Here is a 22,876-nt window from a genome sequence, read left to right as displayed (position 1 = left end):
TGCTTTGTATTTAGGAGGAAGATGGCTATTCAGCGGTTTCTTCTTTTACTTCATCTTTTGTTTCCGTAACTAAGTCTAGAACTTGGTTATCGATAAGACGAGTTTTACCTAAGAAAGCAGACATTAAAATAACAGCTTGTGTAGAATCACTCGTAATCGCTTGCATAGTGCGAGCATCACAGATGAAAAGTTCATCGGGCTGTAAGTCTGCTGCACGCAACTGATCGGTTGCATCTTCAATAACAGATGCATAATCATCACGACCACCACGGATAGCACTGCTTATCCAACGCATTGTGCGAGCTAGAACTGGCGCTCTTTGGCGTTCATCTATAGTTAGATTACTATTACGAGAACTCATGGCTAAGCCATCCATTTCACGAACTGTCGGCACGCCAATAATTTCAATATCGAGTGCTAAATCTAATGTCATTTGGCGAATCACAGCCAGTTGCTGAAAATCCTTTTCACCAAAGCATGCAAAGTTAGGCTGAACAATGTTAAATAACTTAGTCACGATGGTAGACACACCGCGGAAATGACCAGGGCGAGATGCACCTTCTAGCATATGAGATATGCCAGGTACTTCAACGAAGGTCTGTTTATCCAAACCTTCTGGGTACATATTCTCTGGGGTTGGTGTAAAGACCAGTTCCACACCTTCACCTGTTAACTTGTTCAAGTCAGCTTCTAAGGTACGAGGGTAGTTGTTTAAATCGTCTGTGCGATCAAACTGCATTGGGTTTACAAAAATGCTAACCACAACAATGTCAGCATGTTCACGAGCTTTCCTAACTAAAGTTAGGTGTCCTTCATGAAGATTACCCATTGTTGGTACAAACGCAATGGTACGGTCATCTCGTTTGTATTGTTTGATTTGCTCACGAAGAGCCGCGATATCAGCAAAAGTTTGCATTAGTACTCCTAAGCGATTGTGTGAGCGTCATCAGGGAAGATTGCATTTTCTACATCTTCTTTGTATTTCGCTACTGCTTTACGCATATCGCCAGTTTCAGCTAGGAAATTCTTAGAGAACTTCGGCATGTAGTTTGCTGAGATACCAAACATATCGTGCATCACTAAGATTTGACCGTCAGTTACGCTACCTGCGCCAATACCAATTACTGGTACGTCACAAGCTTCTGTAATTCGTTTCGCTAAAGATGCGGGTACGCATTCTAATAGAACAATTTGAGCACCTGCATTTTGAAGAGCAAGGGCATCAGCAACCATTTTATCGGCTTGTTCATCATTGCGACCTTGAACCTTATAGCCGCCAAAAATATTGACCGATTGTGGTGTTAGTCCAAGGTGAGCACAAACTGGTACTGCACGTTCTGTTAGCATTTTAACGGTATCAACCAACCAACTTCCGCCTTCGATTTTTACCATGTTAGCGCCTTCGCGCATCAGCGTTGCCGCGTTTTCGCAAGCTTGCTCTGGTGTTGCATAGCTCATGAAAGGCATGTCAGCCATTAACAAACAGTTTGGGCTACCAGCACGCACTGAACGAGTATGATAAGCAATATCTTGAATCGTTACAGGCAGTGTGTCTGTTTTCCCTTGAAGAACCATACCTAAAGAGTCACCCACTAATAAAACTGGGATGTCTTGGCTTTCAAATAATTGGGCAAAACTAGCATCATAAGCTGTAGACGTTGCAAATTTACGACCTTCTTGTTTGCACTTGATTAAGTCGTTAATGGTTACTTTTTTCATAATGATTCCTTACTGTGTTTGACTATCTCTGCCAAACATCGAGCCCATTCTTATCTACTATTTTTAGTAGGTTAGTTAGCTCTGTCCCATCTGGGAGTTGTAAACTTGGAGCGATTTCAGCAAGCGGATAGAGCACAAACTCTCGCTCTTTCATTCCATAGTGTGGAACAGTTAAACGCTCTGAATCGATCACCTCATTGCCGAATAGGATGATATCGAGGTCCAAAGTCCTTGGACCCCAGCGCTCATCCTTACGGACACGCCCTTGCTCTAACTCAATTTTTTGTGTGCAATCAAGTAGTTCAAGAGGCGTTAATTCAGTTTGAATAGCTACCACCGCGTTTATGTAATCGGGTTGATTTTGCGGCCCCATTGGAGTGCTACTATATAGCTTAGAAGTCGCAATAAACGTTGAACGCGGTAGGTTTTTTAGTGTTTCGATGGCCAGATTTGCTTGGCTCACCGGGTCGGCTAGATTACTGCCGACCGCGATATATGCCGTGATCATTCTGCTGGCTTACTTTTCTTTTTACGGTAGGTTTTACGGCGGCGGTTACCTGAAGGTTTTCCTGGATTCGCAACATCATTTGCCATTGCCTGACGCATATTTCTACCTGCGTTTTGGAAGGTCTCCCACCATTTAGCAAGGTCGAGAGTTTCACCTTGTTCGATTTCGCCGCGCATTTCTAAGAAGTCAAAACCTGCTCGGAATTTATTTAACTCCATAAGGCGGAAAGCACGTTTGCCATTACGACGAGGTAAGCGAAGCTGAAGCTGCCATATTTCACGAATGGTTGCCGTGTGGCGACGTGGGATAGCAAGAGACTTAACTTGCTGATCTAAAATCAGGTTGCTTGCTTCCATAATTGCATCGTAGTGAGCAACGCCTAGCTCAGCGACTAATTTTTCTGCTAGCTTATTCATTGGATACCAAAGAATAGCCGCGAACATAAACGCTGGGTTAACTCGTTTGCCGTCTTCAATACGAAGGTCGGTTGAATCTAAGACTAGATCCAACATTTGCTCGGTTTCAGAGGAATAATCTTCAGTAAAGTGCTCAGCAACCGTAGGGAAAATTTGTTGGAATAAATTGTACTCACGCATTAAGTGGTACGTTTCTAAACCATGACCTGATTGCAGTAATTTCAGTGACTCTTCATACAGACGTGCGGCAGGAATATCTTTTAGAAGGTGTGCAAGGTGCTCAATTGGATCGGCTGTATCTTCTTCGATATCAAAGTCGAGTTTTGCTGCAAATCTCATTGCACGAAGCATACGTACAGGATCTTCGCGGTAACGAACTTCCGGTTCACCAATTAGACGAATTAACTTATCTTCAAGATCTTCCACGCCACCAGCATAATCGTGAATGCTGTAGTCACTGATGTTGTAGTACATCGCGTTAATCGTGAAGTCACGTCTTTCTGCATCTTCATCGACACTTCCGTAAACATTGTCACGAAGAAGCATACCTTCTTTTGATTGAGCAGAAACGTTTTTCGATGGTTCTTGATGGTGTCCACGGAAAGTGGCGACCTCAATAATATCTCGACCGAACATGATATGTGCAAGGCGAAAGCGGCGACCAATTAGGCGGCAGTTTCTAAATAGATTTTTAATTTGTTCTGGTGTTGCGTTTGTCGCAATATCAAAATCTTTTGGCTGAGTACCGAGTAAAATATCGCGTACACCACCACCGACTAAAAATGCGTCAAAACCCGCACCATTCAGCCGATAAAGCACTTTTAGTGCATTGTCACTGATCTGCTTGCGTGAAATATTGTGCTCTTGGCGAGTGTAAATATTCAGAGCTAATTCATGAAAGCTACGTTGTTCACTTGGGGTATTGTCGTTTGTATTCATTAGTTTATAGCAAAGTTGGTATCGCCAACTTTGATTTTCTCTAGTCAAAAGTGGTGTTGCAGCGCGTAATTGCGGCTAATAATAGCCTAGCGCGAGGCATTTGAGAATATGAGCGTGACCGCAAACCATTCTGAATGACGGTATTTTTGTGCTCAAAGACCATTTTAGCTGTCGTGTATTTGCTGCAAAGTGTTCGGTAGCAGGGTTAAATCCCAATTTTTGCAGCCCCATAATAGAATATCGTCTATTGGTGAGGTTGCTATATTTTTCGGAATATTAAATCCTAAAAATTGCATTGCTGTCAGTAATGTAGGTACTGGGTTATCTATATCAATAGCTGTTGCGTAGTTTTGCTTTGATAATTTCTGACCATTTTTATCTGTTGCCAGTGGTAAGTGTAAATAACTGACTTCAGGCTGCCCTAGCATCTTATATAAGCTTATTTGTCGTCCTGTTGGCTCAATTAAGTCAGCGCCTCGAACAACTTCTGTTATTCCTTGGTCAATATCATCCAGAACGACCGCGAGATTATAGGCAAAAAGACCATCACGTCTTTTGATAATAAAATCTTCTTTTGCCAATGCTGGTGGAATATCAATTTGACCATGACGCAAATCCTGGAAATTCTCAACAGGGTATTCCATAGCTAAGCGCACCGCACTCATAGAAGCGTCATTGATATTTTTATGGCGGCATGTACCAGAATAAAAGCCACCTAATTCTTTTATCTGTTTACGAGTGCATTGGCAAAAGTAGGCTTTATCGGTTAATAGCCATTGCTCAATTTGAGCTTGATACAATTCATGCCTTTGGCTTTGGTAAACGACTTCACCATCCCAAAATAGATGATAGCTTTTCAGTGTTTGTAATATTAGTTCAGCAGCCCCTGCCATTTCTCGGGGCGGGTCTAAATCTTCAATTCTAACGAACCATTGTCCACCGTTTGCTTTAGCTTGAAAGTAACTGCCTAAGGCGGCTACTAAAGATCCAAAATGCAAAGGACCTGATGGAGAAGGTGCAAAACGCCCAATATAACTCATGATTTGAACCTAATATTTCAACAAGGAAGAGGAATAAAAACGATGCGGGATGAATTAAGGACTCGTAACCTGAATTCTGGAAACAAGAAAGGGAGCAAGCGCTCCCTTTCTTTATATTTGCTAAGGCATTAACCCTGCATTTGCTTCTCTTTAATTTCTGCAAGTGTCTTACAGTCAATACAAAGATCCGCAGTTGGGCGAGCTTCAAGACGACGGATGCCAATCTCAACACCACAAGAATCACAGAAGCCAAAATCGTCTTCTTCGATTTTATCTAGTGTCTTTTCAATTTTCTTGATCAGACGACGCTCACGGTCGCGGTTACGCAACTCTAGGCTGAACTCTTCTTCTTGTGAAGCACGGTCAACTGGATCTGGGAAGTTTGCTGCTTCGTCCTGCATGTGGTGCACAGTACGGTCAACTTCAACCCTTAACTGGTTGCGCCAAGCTTCTAAAATCTTGGTAAAGTGTTCAGTTTGCTCAGGTGACATGTACTCTTCACCTGGCTTTTCTTGATATGGTTCAACACCAGCGATGGCTAGGATGCCTAGCGCTTTTTTCTTAGATTCTGGCATACAGCATCTCCTATTTACACCTAGTCAACTGCTAAGCAGCTAATTTTTAGGCGGGTATCTATAGCAGAAAGATGTGGTGCTGGCAAACTCTTGTGCATAAACTTGTAATCAATGTGAACTATCAGTGCTTTTGCTTAGTTCCTGATAAATTTCAGTGAATGTTTAAGTTCCATCTGAGTATTGCTTAGTTCTGCTTTATAGCAAAGAACTTCAACTCCAGCGTCTTGTGCTTGTTTTAGTAATAATGAATATTTGGCGTCTATATGGTGTGCCGAAGAGACTTTTTCAATACCTGAATGTAAAACAGTGAATAAAAGTACAGCTCTGCTTCCAGATTCGACCATTTCTGTGAGTTCGCGCAGATGCTTTTGACCTCTTGTTGTCACTGTGTCTGGAAAATAACCTTGTCCCTGTAGGGTATCATCCAAAAGTGTGACGCTTTTTACTTCAACATAGCAACTCGGTTTATCTGGATCGTTTAAAAGAATATCAATACGGCTATTTTCACTGCCATATTTCACTTCGGTGCGTAATTCTTTGTACCCTGAAAGTTCAACTATAGCTCCATTTTCAATCGCTTCCACTGCTAGTTGATTGGCTCTTGCAGTATTAATGCAAATCTTATGACCTTCTAAGGTTTCAGAAAGCTCCCAACTATTGGGGTATTTACGTTTTGGATTGTCAGATGTCGAGTACCAAACGGTGTCTCCTTCCGTTGCACACCCTGTCATTGCGCCTGTATTGGCACAGTGAATAGTGCGCTCGCTGCCATCAGGTAAGGTAATGTCAGTGAGAAAGCGTTTATAACGTTTAATGAGTGTGGCTGGTTCTAATGGCGGTTCGAAGTGCATTTTACTTATTTCGATAGATGGGTTTTTATGTACAATATTGGCAACATTACACCATAAGGTCTTCCCATTGTCACAACTTCCTCCGCCGTCAACGCTACCTATTGAAGCTGTGATCCCAGAATTATTATCTGGTGTCCAAAATAGTACCCAACTTATCCTTAAAGCTGCGCCTGGTGCTGGGAAATCTACGTATTTTCCTTTGCAACTCGTCTTATCAAAAGCGGTGGCAGGAAAAATTATCATGTTGGAGCCAAGACGTTTAGCGGCGAGAAATATCGCTACTTACTTGGCTCAACAGTTATGTGAAAAAGTCGGGGAGACGGTTGGCTATCGTGTTCGTGGGGAAAGCAAAACAAGCCCTTCCACTAAGCTGGAAATTGTCACTGAAGGGATCATGACACGAATGATCCAAGCCGATCCCGAACTTGTCGGTGTCGACTTAGTTATTTTCGATGAGTTCCATGAAAGAAGCATTCACGCTGATACAGCCTTAGCGTTTAGTTTGGAGATTCAAGAGGCACTACGTGATGATCTAAAAATTGTTGTCATGTCAGCAACGCTGGATCAGCAAGCCTTGCAAAGCCTACTTCCTAGTGCGGTTTATGTTGAATCTCAAGGGCGTTCATTCCCCGTGTCATTTCATCATCGCCCACTCTCATCTAATGAATATGTTGAAGCCAAAATGGCGCGCCAGATAGAACAGTTAATGGCTTCGGAGTCTGGTTCATTACTGGCATTTCTACCTGGTGTGTCTGCAATTAAACAAGTAGAAAAGCAGCTGCACCATTTAGGTGAAGAGATCGATGTTTGTACGCTTTATGGACAATTGAGCTTTTCACTGCAGCAGCAAGCCATTTCGCCATCTCCCAAAGGGCGTCGAAAAGTTGTTTTAGCCACCAATATTGCCGAAACCTCTTTAACCATTGAAGGTATTCGAATGGTGGTGGATTCTGGGTTAGAAAGAGTCGCTAAGTTCAATTTAAAAACAGGTATCACTAAATTAGAGCAGGTAAGAATCTCTCAATCTTCAGCCGAACAAAGAGCTGGTCGAGCCGGGCGTATTGAAGAAGGTTTATGTGTTCGTCTTTATTCTGAAGAACAGTTGAAACAGCAACCTTTAGTACCTGAACCTGAGATTTTACATTCTGACTTAGCGCCCTTGGTTGCAGAGCTTGCCCAATGGGGAGCAAATGATGCGAGTGATTTACAGTGGTTGGATATCCCTCCCCTCGCAAGTATTCAGCAAGCCTCGCAGTTATTAGAGAAACTAGGGCTGCTTGATTCAAAAGGAACGCTTACGGCTCTTGGAAAAGATGCACAAAAGCTTGGTTTAGATCCTCGTATTGCGAGCATGTTAGTAAAAGCATCTCAGAAAAATCACGCACTATTGAATGCCGCTTTAGCGATTGCCGCTTTGCTGGAAGAGCCTGAACGAAATGTCAGTGATTTGCAGCACTCCTTACATCGGTTAAAACAAGGAACTCATGCTAAAACTAAGATTGTTTTGCAAAGAGGGCAAAGCTTAGCTCGTAAATTCCAGTGCTCTTTTGATGTAAAAGGAGTCGATGAATCGTTGATCGCATTGACTTTGTGCTTGGCTTTTCCTGACCGTTTAGCTCAGTCAAGAAAGATCGGGGATGGTAAATTTCTTCTTGCCAATGGACATGGCGCAGAGATGCGGTCTGATAATTCTTTGATAAATAGTGAATACATTGTCGCGATTGATTTGATGAGGACTTCAAACAGTGCCAGTCAGATATTCTTAGCGGCTGATGTTGATATCAACCTTTTAGAAAATACTTTTCCTGAATTGTTATCAATAGAAGAGTATGTTGACTGGGATGAAAAAAGAGGGCGTTTAATTGCAGAGATGCGTTCATGTATTGGCGATTTAGTTATTCATCGAAAGGCATTACCAGAGCCTAACTCTAGTCAAATTACCGAAGCAATGCTGACGTATATTCGGCGTAAAGGTTTAGCGTGTTTGAACTGGACTGAGTCGGCATCTCAGTTACTTGAAAGAATCCGTTGCGGTATGCTTTGGTTACCTGAGCAAGAATGGCCAGCAATGGATGAAGAACATCTACTTCGAAATATAGAAAGTTGGCTTGCACCTTACTTAGTTTCTGTTAAATCAGTTAAGGGACTAACTAATGTTTCGGTTGAGCAAGCCTTACTTGCTCGACTTGGATGGCCGCTTAATCAAGATATTGATAATTGGCTTCCAACTAAATACACCATGCCTACTGGGTCTCAAAAAAGAATCCGATATGATGGAAAATCGGAGCCAGTGATTTCAGTGCGTATGCAAGAAGTCTTCGGCGAGCAAGATTCTCCTATGATCGCTTTAGGGCGAAAGAAAGTCGTACTAGAGCTGTTATCTCCGGCTCAGCGTCCCTTGCAAATTACTCAAGATTTAGCGGGGTTTTGGGCTGGAGCGTATAAAGAAGTGCAAAAAGAAATGAAAGGGCGATATCCCAAACATCCATGGCCAGATGACCCTGCGAACCATGTTGCGACGACAAAAACTAAACGACAGCTGAACCGATAATGATTAAAAAAATTGCTCAAATTAAACTTAGCGCTCCTAAAAAAGCACCACCTAAAAAGGCGCCAGCTAAAAAATCACCAGCCACAAAAGCAGCTAAGCCTCGTAAGCCAAGAGCTGCCTCAAAAAGTAAAGGGAAAGCAAAATCCACAAAGCAAAAATCATCGAAAGGGTGGTTAAAAATATTGTGGAGCATTGGCTGGAAGTCAACTTTGGCTGTGGCAGCGGTTTTATTATTTGTCGGCATCTATTTAGGCACGATAGTTAAGCAGAAATTTGATGGGCAGTTATTTGACCTTCCCACAGTTGTGTATGCTCGCGTCCTGCATTTATCGCCAGGCACTCAAGTCAGTATTGAGCAGATTCGAAATGAATTGGATGTATTGAATTACCGAAAAGTTCAAGCGCCAAGACACCCAGGTGAGTACTCATCATCATCGACCAAAATTGAATTGATTCGTCGCCCTTTTGAGTTTGTCGATGGTCCTGAGCCTGATCGCCATATTATGTTGTTCTTTAAAGGTAATGAGTTGACTCGTATTAAGTCTCTTGAGCAAGATGCGGATATGGGGTACTTGAGAATTGAGCCTAAAATGTTGGGTATGCTTGAAAAGAGTAATGATGAACAACGTTTATTCTTAAGACGAGAGCAGTTCCCAGAAGTGATGGTTGATGCTTTGCTGGTAACAGAAGACCGAAATTTTTATCAGCACGAAGGTGTATCACCACTGGCGATTGCCCGAGCTATGGTCGTGAACGTAAAAGCAGGAAGAACGGTTCAGGGGGGCAGTACGCTGACTCAGCAATTGGCAAAGAATCTCTTTTTATCCAGTGAGCGAACCATATGGCGTAAAGTGAGAGAGGCGTATATCGCGCTGATTTTAGATTATCGTTACAGCAAAGATCAGATCTTAGAAGCTTACTTAAATGAAGTGTATGTGGGGCAAAGTGGTGGCGAAGCGATCCATGGTTTTGGTCTTGCCTCTCGCTTGTACTTTGGACAACCCGTTCAAGAACTAAGAATTGATCAAGTTGCTCTTCTTGTTGGAATGGTGAAAGGACCTTCTTATTACAACCCTGTTCGTTACCCAGAAAGAGCTAAAAAGAGGCGAGATCTCGTATTACGCTTGATGATGCAGCAAGATATTTTAACGGCTGAACAGTTTAATGAAGCCGCTAGCCGAGATCTAGACATTCAAGATAACCCTCGTATCGCTAGCCGTCAGCCTGCTTATTTCCAGCAAGTGAATAGAGAGCTTAAGCAATATGTAGGTGATAAGTTTCAAGCTCAAGCTGGGCTGCGTGTGTTTACCTCTCTTGACCCTGTCTCGCAAGATAAGCTTGAAAAATCGATAGCTAATAAAGTGCCTTCTTTAGCCAAAACTGCAGGCGACAAATTAGAAGCTGCTGCGATCGCTGTTGACCGAAATACTGGCGAAATCCGAGCTATGGTTGGAGGGAAGCGAACCGGATATGATGGGTTTAATCGCGCATTAAATGCTAGCCGCCCAATTGGTTCGCTAGTTAAGCCTGCTGTGTATTTAACAGCGCTCCAGCAGCCAGACAAGTACACGTTAGCCACCACACTTATGGACACACCTTTAAGCCTAAAAGGGAGTAAAGGAAGCGTTTGGAGCCCTAGGAACTTTGATAGAAAATTTCGAGGTGAAGTGCCAATGTATGTAGCGTTGTCAAAGTCTTACAACGTACCGACAGTACGGTTAGGCATGCAACTTGGTATCAAAGAGGTGTCCAATACTTTAGAAAAACTAGGGGTTGATAAAAGTGAAATAAGACCTGTGCCTTCTATGTTTTTAGGTGCATTTTCACTAACGCCATATCAAGTGGCTCAAATGTATCAAACCTTAACCAACTCTGGCCGAAAAGCGCCATTGTCTGCCTTGCGTTCTGTAGTGGATTTTGATGGTAATGTGCTTTATCAATCTATCCCAAGAGTCTCACAAAGTGTGGACCAACAAGCGGCATGGCTGACAACTTATGCCATGAAAAAAGGTGTTTCAGAAGGGACTGGGCGCTTTTTATCAAGTCAATTCTCTTGGGCGGCGCTCGCAGGGAAAACTGGCACCAGTAATGATAGCCGTGATAGTTGGTTTGTCGGGGTCGACGGGCGTGAAGTGACCACTATTTGGTTAGGACGAGATGACAATAAACCGACTAAATTAACCGGTTCCAGTGGTGCATTACGAGTTTATGCTGATTATTTACAACAGCGCATCCCAGAAAAACTTATCTTACCGTGGCCGACAAATATTGCGACGGCACATTTTAATAAAAGCGCGCAGGGCGGTTTAACATTTGATTGTGATGGTTCTATTACCATTCCCGTCTGGGATGAAAAAGGTGAAATAAAACAAGGCTGTGAAAGTCAGCCAAAACAGTGGCTAAAAAAGCTTTTTCAGTGGTAGAGTCGCTATAGAAAACAATGACAAGGAATGAATTTAGATGGTCGTATCCCGTTGGCTAAATAGCTATGTAGGTGTATTGAGCGCTGTATTTAGTTTTAGTGTACTAGCTGATAGTACGAATATATCTGAAAATATTGCAGCTGCAGAAAGCGCTGTGGTAGCAAAGTCAGAGTCTTTATCTCAGGATGAGAAAACACGCCCAACCGTTGCCGTGGTCTTGGCTGGTGGTGGTGCGAAAGGCGCCGCTCACATTGGTGTTCTAAAAGCACTTGAAGAGATGCAAGTTCCCGTTGATTACATAACAGGTACTAGTATGGGAGCTTATGTCGGTGGCTTGTACGCTACGGGCATGAGCGCTGAAGAAATTGAAAGTTTCATCTATACGATTGACTGGAATAAAGGTTATCGAGACAGGGTTAACCGCAGTGAACGTCGTGTTAGAGACAAAGAGTATGAAGATCGTTACCAATTAACGACGGATCTTGGTTTGCGCTGGGGCGAGGTACGCGCACCAAAAGGTGTAGTACAAGGTCAAAATATGCTACGCATTCTACGTGAAACTACGGGAAACCTTTCTCAGCTTGAATCGTTTGATCAACTTGCAGTGCCGTATCGCTCTGTCGCTACTGATATTATCGAATTAGAAGAAGTTGTTATCGACAAGGGCTACTTAGTTGACGCGATGATGGCAAGTATGTCTGTACCAGGTGCATTACCTCCTTACGATTTGGATGGGAAAATGCTCGTTGATGGTGGCGTGACCAATAATATGCCCGTTGATGTGGCAAGAGCCATGGGCGCTGATATTGTCATTGCTGTTGATATTAGTACGGACTACAAAGATGAAGAAGACTTTACAACGTTTTTAACGGTGGCAGATCAACTCTCAAATTACCTTGTTCGTCGAAGTACTCAAAGGCAAGCCAAAACGCTCAATGAAGAGGACGTATTTCTTCAGCCGGATGTTGGAGAAATGGAAACGACTGAATTTGATAAAATGCCGAGCGCCTATCAGGCGGGTTATGACATAGCATATCAATTTGAAGACCAGTTAAGAGCGTTGTCTGTGACGAGTGCTAAATTTCAAGGTTACATTGATCATAAACAAGCAGCACGAAAGCAGTTAAGTCATATTGATAATGTTGTGGTGGATAGTGTGACCATTAATAACAACACGCACTATACCGATAAATTACTTCAAAACCGTTTGGCTTTGGAAAGTGGTGATGTTCTGAAGACTCGTCATTTAGAGTCGAGTGTTCAAGAGTTATATGCTTTAGATCGATTTGAGCTGATTACTTATCGGTATGAAAAAGTCGGTGATGAGGACCATCTAGTTGTGGATGTGGATGAAAAATCTTGGGGACCTAATTACCTCAATTTTCGTTTCTATTTAGAAGATGACTTTGAAACAGAAAGTACCTACGCGTTAGGGATGTCTGCAAATTTCACCGATATAAATGCACATGGTGCAGAGCTTAGAACGAATATTGAGATGGGGACGGATAAGCTCATTGAGGCTGAATTGTTTTCTCCTTTCTTTTCAAAAGAAAAACTGTTTACGTCCGCCTCATATGTATACAGCAAACAAAAACGAAACCTACCAGCTTCGATTGATGCTATTGAAAAGCCTTCGCTAGAAGTCACGCAAGATTTCATCCCTTTGACCTACTTAGAGAATATCGGAGAGGTTGCTTTTGGCTATCAACCGACGTTATGGCAAGAGTTTAAATTTGGCGCTCGATACACTGACGGTAAAGTGGATTCGTCTTCACTATCCTCAATAGGTAGCATTGATTTTACTCGTACAGGGGCCTTTGCTGCTTATCGTTTAGATACACTAGACAGCTTTAGTTTACCGACAAAAGGTTACTATTTTGATTTTGAATATTTAGTATCACACGATGATACTAAATCGAATGTCGTAGGCACCCCTACCGAAAAGTCGAGTGATACTGTATATGAATTGAATGCTAAATTTTTAGCTGCACAAAGTTATAAAAGGCATACTTTAGTCGCAAAGTTAGATTACGGGATTGTTGAGAGCAAAAACGCTACTTTTCCAATTGATCCCAAAGAGCTTGGTGGCTTCTTGAATTTATCGGGTATTCCTCGAAATAGTTTAATTGGGCAGAACTTAGCTTACTCTAGTTTAGTGTACCGATATAAGTGGTTTGAAAATGACTTTGGGTTATTCCAATCCCCAGTTTATCTAGGTGCGTCGATAGAGCATGGGGGAGTTTGGTCAGACAATAACTTAAAACTGCATGAAGCCCCAATGTACACCGCAGGGTCGATATTCACCGGAGTTGATTCTCCGATTGGTCCTATTATTTTCGCATACGGTAAGACTGAAAATAATTATGATTCTATTTACTTAATTATTGGTACATCTTACAAATAATCAATTGTTTGATAGCAGGTAAAACGCATAAATAGCCAAAAAAGTTAGAACTTTAGTCTTAACTTGCTATGTTGGTCAAAATGATGAGATTTTAATTTATCGTTAAATTTGCTATTGTACTGCCCACAGTTTGGCCTCTCTGGCGCTGCTGATTATTCTTTGTATATTCTCATAAAGGTCAAAGATAGTTAGTTGAATTGGCAATGGAGAGCCAAGTTTCCAAGGATGTTTACTCCATCACTATTCTCAATATAGAGTAATGATAATAAATGGAGGAACCGCAATGAGAGGAAAAAGTCGTGCTTGAAGCCTACCGTAAACACGTCGCAGAGCGTGCTGCCGAAGGAGTTGTTCCTAGACCGCTAAATGCCGAGCAAGTTGCTGGCCTAGTTGAACTACTTAAAACCCCACCCCAAGGTGAAGAAGACGTTCTTCTTGATCTACTAGAAAATCGAATTCCTCCAGGTGTTGATGAAGCTGCTTATGTAAAAGCTGGCTTTTTAACTGCAATTACTAAAGGTGAAGTCGAATCACCATTAGTAAGCCGTGCTAAAGCTGCTGAATTACTTGGTACTATGCAAGGCGGTTACAACATTGAATCACTTGTATCTCTATTAGACGATGCAGAACTTGCTCCTATTGCTGTTAAAGCGCTGTCGCATACTCTACTCATGTTTGACGCATTCTATGATGTAGAAGAGAAAGCAAAAGCGGGCAACGAATTTGCACAACAAGTTCTTCAATCTTGGGCTGACGCAGAATGGTTTACTGCAAAAGATAAAGTTGCAGAAAAAATCACAGTTAAAGTTTTTAAAGTTACTGGTGAAACGAACACCGATGACTTATCACCAGCACCTGATGCTTGGTCACGTCCAGATATTCCAGTACACGCAAAAGCGATGCTGAAAATGGAGCGTGATGGTATCACTCCTGACGAACAGGGTAGTGTTGGTCCAATCAATCAAATTGAAGAAATGCAAAAAGACGGCATTCCACTGGCTTACGTTGGTGATGTTGTTGGTACTGGTTCTTCACGTAAATCGGCAACAAACTCAGTACTTTGGTTTATGGGTGAAGATATCCCATTCGTACCAAATAAGCGTACTGGCGGTGTTTGTCTTGGTGGTAAAATTGCTCCAATCTTCTACAACACAATGGAAGATTCAGGCGCACTACCAATTGAACTGAACGTACAAGACATGAACATGGGTGATGTTATTGATATCTACCCGTATGAAGGTGTTGTTCATAAGAACGGTTCTGTGATTTCAAACTTTGAATTAAGCAAGGTACTTCTAGATGAAGTGCGTGCTGGTGGTCGTATTCCACTGATCATCGGTCGTGGCTTAACTGGCCGTGCTCGTGACGCTCTAGGTCTAGCTGAAACCGATCTGTTTGCTAAACCAATCGACCCATCTGCATCTGATAAAGGCTACACGCTAGCTCAGAAGATGGTTGGTAAAGCATGCGGCGTTGAAGGTGTACGTGCTGGTCAGTACTGTGAACCTAAAATGACGACAGTAGGTTCTCAAGATACTACCGGCCCTATGACTCGTGATGAGCTTAAAGATCTAGCGTGTCTTGGTTTCTCTGCAGACCTAGTGATGCAGTCTTTCTGTCACACATCGGCGTACCCGAAACCAGTTGATGTAAACACTCACCATACGCTACCTGATTTCATCATGAACCGTGCCGGTGTTTCACTACGTCCTGGTGATGGTGTTATCCACTCATGGCTAAACCGTATGCTTCTACCTGATACTGTTGGTACAGGTGGTGACTCGCATACTCGTTTCCCTTTAGGTATTTCATTCCCTGCAGGTTCTGGCTTGGTAGCATTTGCTGCGGCAACAGGCGTTATGCCTCTTGATATGCCTGAATCTATCTTGGTTCGTTTTAAAGGCGAAATGCAACCGGGTATCACGCTACGTGACCTAGTACATGCCATTCCTCTTTACGGTATTAAGCAAGGTCTACTAACGGTAGAGAAAGCCGGTAAGATCAATGAATTCTCTGGTCGTGTACTAGAAATTGAAGGTGTTGAGCACTTATCTGTTGAGCAAGCATTTGAGCTTTCTGATGCATCTGCTGAGCGTTCGGCTGCAGGTTGTACTGTTAAGCTATCTCAAGAGTCTATCGATGAGTACCTGAACTCGAATATCGTTATGCTTAAGTGGATGATTGCTGAAGGTTACGGTGATGTTCGCACGATTGAGCGTCGTATTACGGCAATGGAAGAGTGGTTAGCGAACCCTGAGTTACTATCTGCTGATTCAGACGCAGAATACGCACATGTTATCGAGATTGATCTTGCTGACATCGATCAGCCAATCCTATGTGCACCAAACGATCCAGATGATGCTCGTCTTCTTTCTGACGTTCAAGGCACTGAAATTCAAGAAGTGTTCATCGGCTCTTGTATGACGAACATCGGTCACTTCCGTGCTGCTGGTAAGATGCTTGAAGAGTTTAATGGCTCTTTGAATACTCGCCTATGGGTGGCTCCGCCAACGAAGATGGATAAAGACCAACTGACAGAAGAAGGCTACTACGGCATCTTCGGTCGTGCTGGGGTACGTATCGAAACTCCGGGCTGTTCATTATGTATGGGTAACCAAGCTCGTGTTGCTGATGCTTCGACGGTTATGTCGACATCAACGCGTAACTTCCCTAACCGCTTAGGTAATGGCGCGAACGTTTATCTGGCTTCTGCTGAGCTTTCTGCTGTTGGCGCGATTCTAGGTCGCATCCCAACGAAAGAAGAGTATTTAGAGTACGCTGAGAAGATTAATGCATCGGCTGCTGATACATACCGCTACCTGAATTTCCATAAAATGGGTCAGTACACGGAAAAAGCAGATACGGTTATTTTCCAAGAACCAGCGTAATGCTCTTGGGAGATATCTCAGTAAATTATTCTGAGTAAATGAATTAAACGCCTTCTAATTTAGAAGGCGTTTTTGTTTGTTAGCAATTATAGAGGCTAAAAGAGTTTTCGTTTTATAGCTGCTGAACCTCATAAACCTCATAAATTAATCAGGCTCGATCTCTTACGATCTTCGCTATATACTCTCGCCTCATTTTTATCTTATGTCTGGAAGCCATTATGGAATTCGAATTTACAAGAAACACTTTGATGGGTGAATACTACGTAAAATGTAGTATGGGACACGAAATCATTGGTCGTTGGCTTCAGGAAGAAATAGGTAAAGATAAGCAGAAGCTTAATCAAGTGATGGATGCTATTGAGCGTTCTCGAACGAATATGAGTACAGAAACGGCTTTATTAGGAAAAGAAATTAGCCTGTCGATTAATGAAGATGAAGTCACCATACAAGAAAATGTACTTGGTCATGGTGAAGAAATGGAAGAAAGCAGCGAGTTTGATTTTTATAACTGTGAAAGCACCGCAAACTGTGGCATTGATGACTTCGAACTGCTAATGACGAATTGGCTGGATTTTTTGGGTTATGCATAGCATGAGCTAAAGAGCTGTACTCGCTGTAGTATATATTGAATATTTACAGCATTGCCCTTAAATGAGGCAACAAAAAATAACGCTTCAAGATAGTGAAGGCTCGCACCGTAATGGTGCGAGCCTTTTTGTTTTCTATTGGTTGGATAAGGATTTGTTGCATAAAAACAATGGCTTAAACTTTTGGCACGGTACTTGGATTGTTAGTGAGTAGTTAACGAATTACAGAGAACATCTCAAAGGAAATGCTATGAAACTGATTAACGCAATTGTAAAGCCATTCAAGTTAGATGATGTGCGAGAAGCACTTTCTGATGTAGGTATTGAAGGCATGACTGTTTCTGAAGTGAAAGGTTTTGGTCGACAAAAAGGTCATACAGAGCTTTATCGCGGGGCTGAATATCAAGTCGATTTTCTACCAAAAGTAAAACTAGAAATCGCGACTCAAGCTGAAAATGTAGACCGCGTAGTAGAAGCGATCACTCAAGCTGCACACACTGGAAAAATTGGTGACGGTAAGATTTTTGTTTACGACCTTAGTCAGGCTGTACGTATTCGTACTGGTGAAATGGATTCGGAAGCACTTTAAAGATTATTAGGGATTGGAGATTAATATATGGATATTACAACAACAGTAACAGAGTTACGGTACGCACTAGACACTTTTTTCTTCCTCATTTCAGGTGCGCTCGTAATGTGGATGGCTGCTGGTTTTGCGATGCTTGAAGCTGGTTTAGTTCGATCTAAAAACACCACAGAAATTTTAACTAAAAACATCTGCTTATACGCGATTGCTTGTACCACTTTCTTAGTGGTTGGCTACAACATCATGTATGTCGATAACGGTGAAGGTGGGTGGTTACCATCATTTGGTACTTTAATTGGTACTCAAGGTGAAGGTGCAGATCATTCATTAGAATCAGACTTCTTCTTCCAAGTAGTATTTGTAGCAACAGCTATGTCAGTCGTATCTGGTGCGGTTGCTGAGCGCATGAAGTTATGGTCATTCCTGATTTTCTCTGTAGTACTAACAGCATTTATTTACCCAGTAGAAGGTTACTGGACTTGGGGCGGTGGTTTCTTATCAGAAGCAGGTTTCAGTGACTTCGCTGGTTCAGGCATCGTACACATGGCTGGTGCAGCTGCAGCGTTAGCTGGTGTTCTACTACTAGGCGCTCGTAAAGGAAAATATGGTAAAAAAGGTGAAATCTACCCGATTCCTGGTTCAAACATGCCACTTGCAACTTTAGGTACATTTATCCTTTGGTTTGGTTGGTTTGGTTTCAATGGTGGTTCTCAGTTAATGGTTTCAGACTTTGAGAATGCTACAGCGGTTGGTCAAATATTCCTAAATACGAACGCAGCAGCAGCAGCTGGCGCGATTGCAGCATTATTAGTATGTAAGACAACTTGGGGTAAAGCAGACCTAACTATGGTACTTAACGGCGCGTTAGCGGGTTTAGTTGCAATCACTGCAGACCCTCTTTCACCATCTCCTCTATTTGCTGTTGCTATCGGTTCTGTATCGGGTGCTCTAGTGGTATTCAGTATCGTTGCTCTAGATAAAGTGAAGGTTGATGATCCAGTAGGTGCTATTTCTGTACACGGTGTATGTGGTTTCTTCGGTCTAATGGCTGTGCCACTAAGTAACGCTGATGCAACATTTGGCGCTCAACTACTCGGTGCTGCAGTCATCTTTGCATGGGTATTCGGCGCGAGCTTAGCGGTATGGGCAGTGCTTAAAGCGACAATCGGTATTCGTGTAACAGAAGACGAAGAGCTTGAAGGTATGGATATGCATGATTGTGGTGTAGGTGCCTACCCTGAGTTTGTATCAGTTAAGTAATACATATTTGAAGAGTTTATTTAAGTAAAACAAAGCCCGCTTACAAATAAGCGGGCTTTTTAATTTTGGTTAAATAACCAAGGGGAGAATGACTTATCGCTCTATAATCTGTAAAGAACGTAAAGATTTGTTACAAAATAGTGAGGGGGTACAAGGAGTTTTCGTGGGGCTTTTTTTGATGATAAACATTGAAATTAGACTAATGATGAATATAATAACGCAACTGATAGACATTATCATTTCGATATAAAGGATTTTACTAATGAAAAAACTGCTAACTCTTTCAGCTTTAGCGTGCAGTGCATTTGCTCCAACGGCAATGGCTGCGGAAGAAGTAAACGTATACTCTTACCGCCAACCATTCTTAGTTGAACCAATGTTCAATGAATTCACTAAAGAAACTGGAATTAAAGTAAACGTTAAGTTTGCTAAAAAAGGTTTAGCAGAAAAATTAGCTCAAGAGGGCGAATACAGCCCTGCAGATGTGGTATTGACTGTTGATATCAGCCGTCTATCTGAGCTAACTGGAAAAGATTTAGTTCAAGCGGTAAACAGCGATGTTCTAGAAAAGAACATCCCAGCTCAGTACCAAGATACTGACAATGAGTGGTTTGCTCTAACTACTCGTACTCGTAGCGTTTACTCTTCACGTGACCGTGTTGGTCGTCTAGGTGAAGATTTCACTTACGCTGATCTAGCTAAACCTGAATTCAAAGGTAAAATCTGTACTCGTAGCGGTAAGCACCCATACAATGTTTCTCTAGTATCTTCTATGATTGCTCATAAAGGCGAAGCGGAAACTAAAGAGTGGCTAGAAGGCGTAAAAGCAAATCTAGCTCGTAAGCCTCAAGGTAATGACCGTGCACAAGTTAAAGCTATCAAAGAAGGTCTATGTGACGTTTCTCTTGGTAACAGCTACTACTTAGGCAAAATGGTTAATGATAAAGAGCAAAAAGCTTGGGCTGACGCTGTTTACATCAACTTCCCTAACCAAGAAACAACGGGTACTCACGTAAACATTTCTGGTATGGCAATGGCTAAATTCTCTCCGAATAAAGAGAATGCAGTTAAACTAATGGAATTCCTATCTGGCAACACAGCACAAGGTATGTACGCAGAAGTAAACTACGAATACCCAGTAAAAGCTGATGTTAAACCTTCTGAGCTTGTGGCTTCTTGGGGTGAATTCAAAGCAGATACAATTTCTCTAGACCAAATTGCAGATCATCACGAAGCTGCAATCAAGCTTCTAGATGAAGTGAAATTTGACCTTTAATCGGAACTAGGGGTATAACTGTACCCCTATTTTTTTAAAGGGATATGAGATGTATTTGCAAACGCATTTATGTGTCATAAAGCCTTGTTGTAAATTGGGCTAATGAAAGAAAAAAACTCTCTATTAAAAACCAGTAGTGGAAGCTTTGCTTTACTGCTGGTTTTGCCGATCTTAGCGATCTTCTATACTGCCATTGGCGAAACCGATGAAGTGTTCAGTCATCTTCTTTCGACCGTCATGCCTACCTATGCCTATAACACTGTTGTGTTAGTGGTGGGTGTTATGGCTTTAACTCTTCTTTTGGGTATTCCAAGTGCGTGGCTCATGGCGATGTGTCGTCTGCCAAGTGAAAAATGGCTTCAATGGGCGCTTGTTCTTCCATTGGCAATGCCAGGTTACATTATCGGGTATATTTTTACTGACTGGTTCGACTTTGCTGGACCTATCCAGATATTCCTACGAGATATTACAGGCTGGGGTCCGGGGGAGTATTGGTTCCCTGATATTCGAACGTTAGCTGGTGCGACAGTTGTTTTAGCATTAGTTTTATATCCTTATGTTTATCTGCTTTGTCGCGCAGCATTTATGGAACAAAATGTTTCTTTACTGCAATCTGCACGGCTCTTGAAGTGTTCTCCTTGGGAAAGTTTCCGCCGAATATCCTTGCCCTTAGTGCGACCATCCATCGCAGTAGGCTTGTCTCTCGTCGCCATGGAAACGATTGGTGACTTTGGTACCGTCAGCTACTTTGCCGTTAATACGCTCACCACTGCGGTTTATGACACATGGCTAGGCTATTCTAATCTCAATGCTGCAGCTAAAATTTCGGCAATCATGCTACTAATTGTCATTTTGTTGCTGAGCGCTGAACGTTATAGCCGTCGAAAACAAAAATTATTTCAAAATCAATTTAGTAGTAATGAAGACTTTCGATATGTGTTAACTGGTTGGAAAAAGTGGCTAGCATTATTGTGGTGCTGGGGCTTGGTTGGTATCGCATTTATTCTGCCATTGATGCAACTCTGCATTTACTCATATAAATATTTTGCACAGAGCTGGACTGCTGAATTTAGAGACTATGCTTTAAATAGTTTGTATGTCTCTGTAAGCGCTGCTGTTATTGGTGTAAGCGTCGCTTTAATTGTGAACTTCTATCATCGTGTGAGTCCAAGCAAACTTAGTGCTAGCTTCATGAGGTTTTCATCATTAGGCTATGCCGTGCCAGGGACAGTGCTTGCGATCGGTGTGATGGTCTCGGTTATTTTCCTTGATCATAAAGTGAATGATATTGCGAAAGCTATGGAGTGGGGTAGACCAGGATTAATATTCTCTGGATCTATGTTTGCTCTAATTTTTGCTCTTGTGGTGCGCTTTTCTGCAGTGGCTATTGGTAGTATTGAAAGTAGCTTGAGTAAAGTTTCTCCATCTTTAGATATGGCATCTAAAACAATGGGGTGTAATACCAATCAAATGTTATGGCGAGTTCACTTTCCGTTGATCAAACGAGGTGCATTAATTGCTGCACTTTTAGTGTTTATTGAATCGATGAAAGAACTCAATGCGGCATTGCTTTTGAGACCATTTAATTTTGAGACACTCGCAACCTATGTCTATAACTATGCATCGGATGAGCATTTAGAGCTGGCAGCAATGCCTGCTGTATTACTCGTTTTAGTTGGGTTAGTCCCTTTAGTCATCGTTAACCGTTCCCTGGAGCAGAAACACTAATGAGCTGTGCATTATCAATAAAAGATCTAACTTGTCAGTATGAGTCTCAAACAGTTCTAGAGTCGTTGTCACTTGAAGTTGAACATGGTGAGATTGTTTGCCTGCTAGGTGCAAGTGGTTGCGGTAAAACAACCCTTCTAAAAGCAATTGCAGGGCTATTACCATTAACTAGTGGGGTTATGAACCTTAACTGCCAAACGATTGATGACGGTAAGCATTGGTTGCCACCAGAGCAACGTAATATTGGCATGATCTTCCAAGACTACGCTCTTTTTCCGCACTTAACGGTATTTGAAAATGTAGCTTTTGGTCTGCGAAAAGAAAGTGAGCAATCTAAAAAAGATAAGGTTCAAGAAATGCTTGAACTTGTGCATCTTGATGGCTTTGGCGATAGGTACCCACACCAATTGTCAGGTGGTCAGCAGCAGCGTGTTGCGATTGCTCGATCACTCGCTTATAAACCTGACTTACTCTTGTTAGATGAACCATTTTCAAATATCGATACCCAGGTTCGTCATGAGTTGATTTCTGAAATTCGTAAGATTTTTAAGAAGCAAGGTGTGACAGCCATTTTTGTTACTCACAGCCGTGAAGAAGCATTTGCCTTCGCGGATAAAATGGCAGTAATGAACTATGGTGTGATAGAGCAATATGGTTCGGCGTCAGAGTTGTATTACCAGCCATCAAGCAAATTTGTAGCTGACTTTCTTGGTGGTGGGAGCTACCTAAAAGCTAAACGTGTTTCAGAGCAAGAATTTGAAACGGATTTAGGGGTAATAGAAGCAAAACCTCAGACGGAAATAAGCTTAGAAGCTCACTGTGAGCTATTACTTAGACCTCAGCATATTCAGGTGACATCTGGTACTGAAAGTACTATTTCGGTTCTAGAGCAGCAGTTTATGGGAGATCATTGCCGTTACGTAATAGAAGCTAATGGACAAAAGTTATTAGCTACCTCTGCAGAGGCGTTAGAAGTAGGGCAACCTGTAGCGGTAAAAGTGGACACTCACGGTGTGCTTGCCTTTTAAATGAAAAAAGCCCGAAACCATGAACACTCTGGATATGTTATGGGCTTCGGGCAAGATTGGTTCTTCTTTGGTGCCTCAAAGGAGGACTGAGAGTTAC

17 protein-coding genes are annotated in these 22,876 nt (G+C 42.2%); 10 read left to right on the top strand and 7 right to left on the bottom strand.

What is annotated here, in order from left to right; all coding sequences use genetic code 11:
- Positions 1-25: 25 nt before the first annotated feature.
- From panC to sfsA, 7 genes are all read right to left on the bottom strand, one after another.
- Positions 26-916, bottom strand: a complete 891-nt coding sequence (gene panC, locus L4C37_RS01340) for a pantoate--beta-alanine ligase (RefSeq protein WP_372264870.1) — start codon at positions 914-916, stop codon at positions 26-28.
- An 8-nt stretch (positions 917-924) separates the two neighbouring features.
- Entirely contained in the window at positions 925-1,719 is a 795-nt protein-coding gene (panB, locus tag L4C37_RS01335) for a 3-methyl-2-oxobutanoate hydroxymethyltransferase (RefSeq protein ID WP_429767680.1), read from the bottom strand.
- Between the two features lie 22 nt (positions 1,720-1,741).
- The gene (gene folK, locus L4C37_RS01330; RefSeq protein WP_137373397.1) at positions 1,742-2,227 is read right to left on the bottom strand and encodes a 2-amino-4-hydroxy-6-hydroxymethyldihydropteridine diphosphokinase; all 486 of its coding nucleotides are present in this window, start codon (positions 2,225-2,227) and stop codon (positions 1,742-1,744) included.
- A complete protein-coding gene (pcnB, locus tag L4C37_RS01325) occupies positions 2,224-3,582 on the bottom strand; it encodes a polynucleotide adenylyltransferase PcnB (protein ID WP_429767679.1) in 1,359 nt (452 codons plus the stop codon). The genes folK and pcnB overlap by 4 nt, the downstream gene beginning before the upstream one ends.
- 164 nt (positions 3,583-3,746) lie before the next feature.
- Entirely contained in the window at positions 3,747-4,622 is an 876-nt protein-coding gene (gene gluQRS / locus L4C37_RS01320; protein WP_137373399.1) for a tRNA glutamyl-Q(34) synthetase GluQRS, read from the bottom strand.
- Between the two features lie 128 nt (positions 4,623-4,750).
- The gene (dksA, locus tag L4C37_RS01315) at positions 4,751-5,197 is read right to left on the bottom strand and encodes an RNA polymerase-binding protein DksA (protein ID WP_137373400.1); all 447 of its coding nucleotides are present in this window, start codon (positions 5,195-5,197) and stop codon (positions 4,751-4,753) included.
- 134 nt (positions 5,198-5,331) lie between these two features.
- The gene (gene sfsA, locus L4C37_RS01310) at positions 5,332-6,048 is read right to left on the bottom strand and encodes a DNA/RNA nuclease SfsA (protein ID WP_429767678.1); all 717 of its coding nucleotides are present in this window, start codon (positions 6,046-6,048) and stop codon (positions 5,332-5,334) included.
- A 112-nt stretch (positions 6,049-6,160) separates the two neighbouring features.
- On the opposite strand from sfsA, the gene hrpB reads away from it, so the two are divergent.
- The 10 genes from hrpB to L4C37_RS01260 all read left to right on the top strand — a co-directional run bounded on the left by hrpB (position 6,161) and on the right by L4C37_RS01260 (position 22,779).
- Entirely contained in the window at positions 6,161-8,599 is a 2,439-nt protein-coding gene (hrpB, locus tag L4C37_RS01305) for an ATP-dependent helicase HrpB (protein ID WP_429767728.1), read from the top strand.
- Positions 8,599-11,022, top strand: a complete 2,424-nt coding sequence (mrcB, locus tag L4C37_RS01300; protein WP_429767677.1) for a penicillin-binding protein 1B — start codon at positions 8,599-8,601, stop codon at positions 11,020-11,022. Before hrpB ends, mrcB begins: the two co-directional genes overlap by 1 nt.
- A gap of 37 nt (positions 11,023-11,059) precedes the next feature.
- Positions 11,060-13,426, top strand: coding sequence for a patatin-like phospholipase family protein (locus tag L4C37_RS01295; RefSeq protein ID WP_137373404.1), 2,367 nt, complete (start codon positions 11,060-11,062; stop codon positions 13,424-13,426).
- Positions 13,427-13,725: 299 nt separating this feature from the next.
- Entirely contained in the window at positions 13,726-16,314 is a 2,589-nt protein-coding gene (gene acnB, locus L4C37_RS01290) for a bifunctional aconitate hydratase 2/2-methylisocitrate dehydratase (protein ID WP_137373405.1), read from the top strand.
- A 218-nt stretch (positions 16,315-16,532) separates the two neighbouring features.
- The gene (locus tag L4C37_RS01285) at positions 16,533-16,904 is read left to right on the top strand and encodes a YacL family protein (protein WP_429767676.1); all 372 of its coding nucleotides are present in this window, start codon (positions 16,533-16,535) and stop codon (positions 16,902-16,904) included.
- 247 nt (positions 16,905-17,151) lie between these two features.
- Positions 17,152-17,490, top strand: a complete 339-nt coding sequence (locus L4C37_RS01280; protein WP_137373407.1) for a P-II family nitrogen regulator — start codon at positions 17,152-17,154, stop codon at positions 17,488-17,490.
- 27 nt (positions 17,491-17,517) lie between these two features.
- Positions 17,518-18,747: an ammonium transporter gene (locus L4C37_RS01275; RefSeq protein WP_137373408.1), complete on the top strand. Its 1,230-nt coding sequence runs from the start codon at positions 17,518-17,520 to the stop codon at positions 18,745-18,747.
- Between the two features lie 262 nt (positions 18,748-19,009).
- Complete coding sequence (locus tag L4C37_RS01270) at positions 19,010-20,023, top strand: Fe(3+) ABC transporter substrate-binding protein (protein WP_137373409.1); 1,014 nt, start codon at positions 19,010-19,012, stop codon at positions 20,021-20,023.
- Positions 20,024-20,125: 102 nt separating this feature from the next.
- Positions 20,126-21,751 carry an ABC transporter permease gene (locus L4C37_RS01265; protein ID WP_137373410.1) on the top strand — a complete coding sequence of 542 codons (1,626 nt, stop codon included), beginning with the start codon at positions 20,126-20,128 and terminating at the stop codon, positions 21,749-21,751.
- Positions 21,751-22,779: an ABC transporter ATP-binding protein gene (locus L4C37_RS01260; protein WP_137373411.1), complete on the top strand. Its 1,029-nt coding sequence runs from the start codon at positions 21,751-21,753 to the stop codon at positions 22,777-22,779. Before L4C37_RS01265 ends, L4C37_RS01260 begins: the two co-directional genes overlap by 1 nt.
- Positions 22,780-22,876: the final 97 nt, after the last annotated feature.

This window comes from Vibrio kagoshimensis (assembly GCF_050337535.1).
GTDB classification, from domain to species: Bacteria; Pseudomonadota; Gammaproteobacteria; order Enterobacterales; family Vibrionaceae; genus Vibrio; species Vibrio gallaecicus.
The sequence above is the reverse complement of the archived record's forward strand: the minus strand, read 5'-3'. Positions and strand labels throughout refer to the sequence as shown.

What these genes read in the sequence shown, in the direction of transcription:
- panC (WP_372264870.1), bottom strand. Translation starts at nt 916, where the DNA reads ATGCAAACTTTTGCTGATATCGCGGCTCTTCGTGAGCAAATCAAACAA.
- panB (WP_429767680.1), bottom strand. Translation starts at nt 1,719, where the DNA reads ATGAAAAAAGTAACCATTAACGACTTAATCAAGTGCAAACAAGAAGGT.
- folK (WP_137373397.1), bottom strand. Translation starts at nt 2,227, where the DNA reads ATGATCACGGCATATATCGCGGTCGGCAGTAATCTAGCCGACCCGGTG.
- pcnB (WP_429767679.1), bottom strand. Translation starts at nt 3,582, where the DNA reads ATGAATACAAACGACAATACCCCAAGTGAACAACGTAGCTTTCATGAA.
- gluQRS (WP_137373399.1), bottom strand. Translation starts at nt 4,622, where the DNA reads ATGAGTTATATTGGGCGTTTTGCACCTTCTCCATCAGGTCCTTTGCAT.
- dksA (WP_137373400.1), bottom strand. Translation starts at nt 5,197, where the DNA reads ATGCCAGAATCTAAGAAAAAAGCGCTAGGCATCCTAGCCATCGCTGGT.
- sfsA (WP_429767678.1), bottom strand. Translation starts at nt 6,048, where the DNA reads ATGCACTTCGAACCGCCATTAGAACCAGCCACACTCATTAAACGTTAT.
- mrcB (WP_429767677.1), top strand. Translation starts at nt 8,599, where the DNA reads ATGATTAAAAAAATTGCTCAAATTAAACTTAGCGCTCCTAAAAAAGCA.
- L4C37_RS01295 (WP_137373404.1), top strand. Translation starts at nt 11,060, where the DNA reads ATGGTCGTATCCCGTTGGCTAAATAGCTATGTAGGTGTATTGAGCGCT.
- L4C37_RS01285 (WP_429767676.1), top strand. Translation starts at nt 16,533, where the DNA reads ATGGAATTCGAATTTACAAGAAACACTTTGATGGGTGAATACTACGTA.
- L4C37_RS01280 (WP_137373407.1), top strand. Translation starts at nt 17,152, where the DNA reads ATGAAACTGATTAACGCAATTGTAAAGCCATTCAAGTTAGATGATGTG.
- L4C37_RS01275 (WP_137373408.1), top strand. Translation starts at nt 17,518, where the DNA reads ATGGATATTACAACAACAGTAACAGAGTTACGGTACGCACTAGACACT.
- L4C37_RS01270 (WP_137373409.1), top strand. Translation starts at nt 19,010, where the DNA reads ATGAAAAAACTGCTAACTCTTTCAGCTTTAGCGTGCAGTGCATTTGCT.
- L4C37_RS01265 (WP_137373410.1), top strand. Translation starts at nt 20,126, where the DNA reads ATGAAAGAAAAAAACTCTCTATTAAAAACCAGTAGTGGAAGCTTTGCT.
- L4C37_RS01260 (WP_137373411.1), top strand. Translation starts at nt 21,751, where the DNA reads ATGAGCTGTGCATTATCAATAAAAGATCTAACTTGTCAGTATGAGTCT.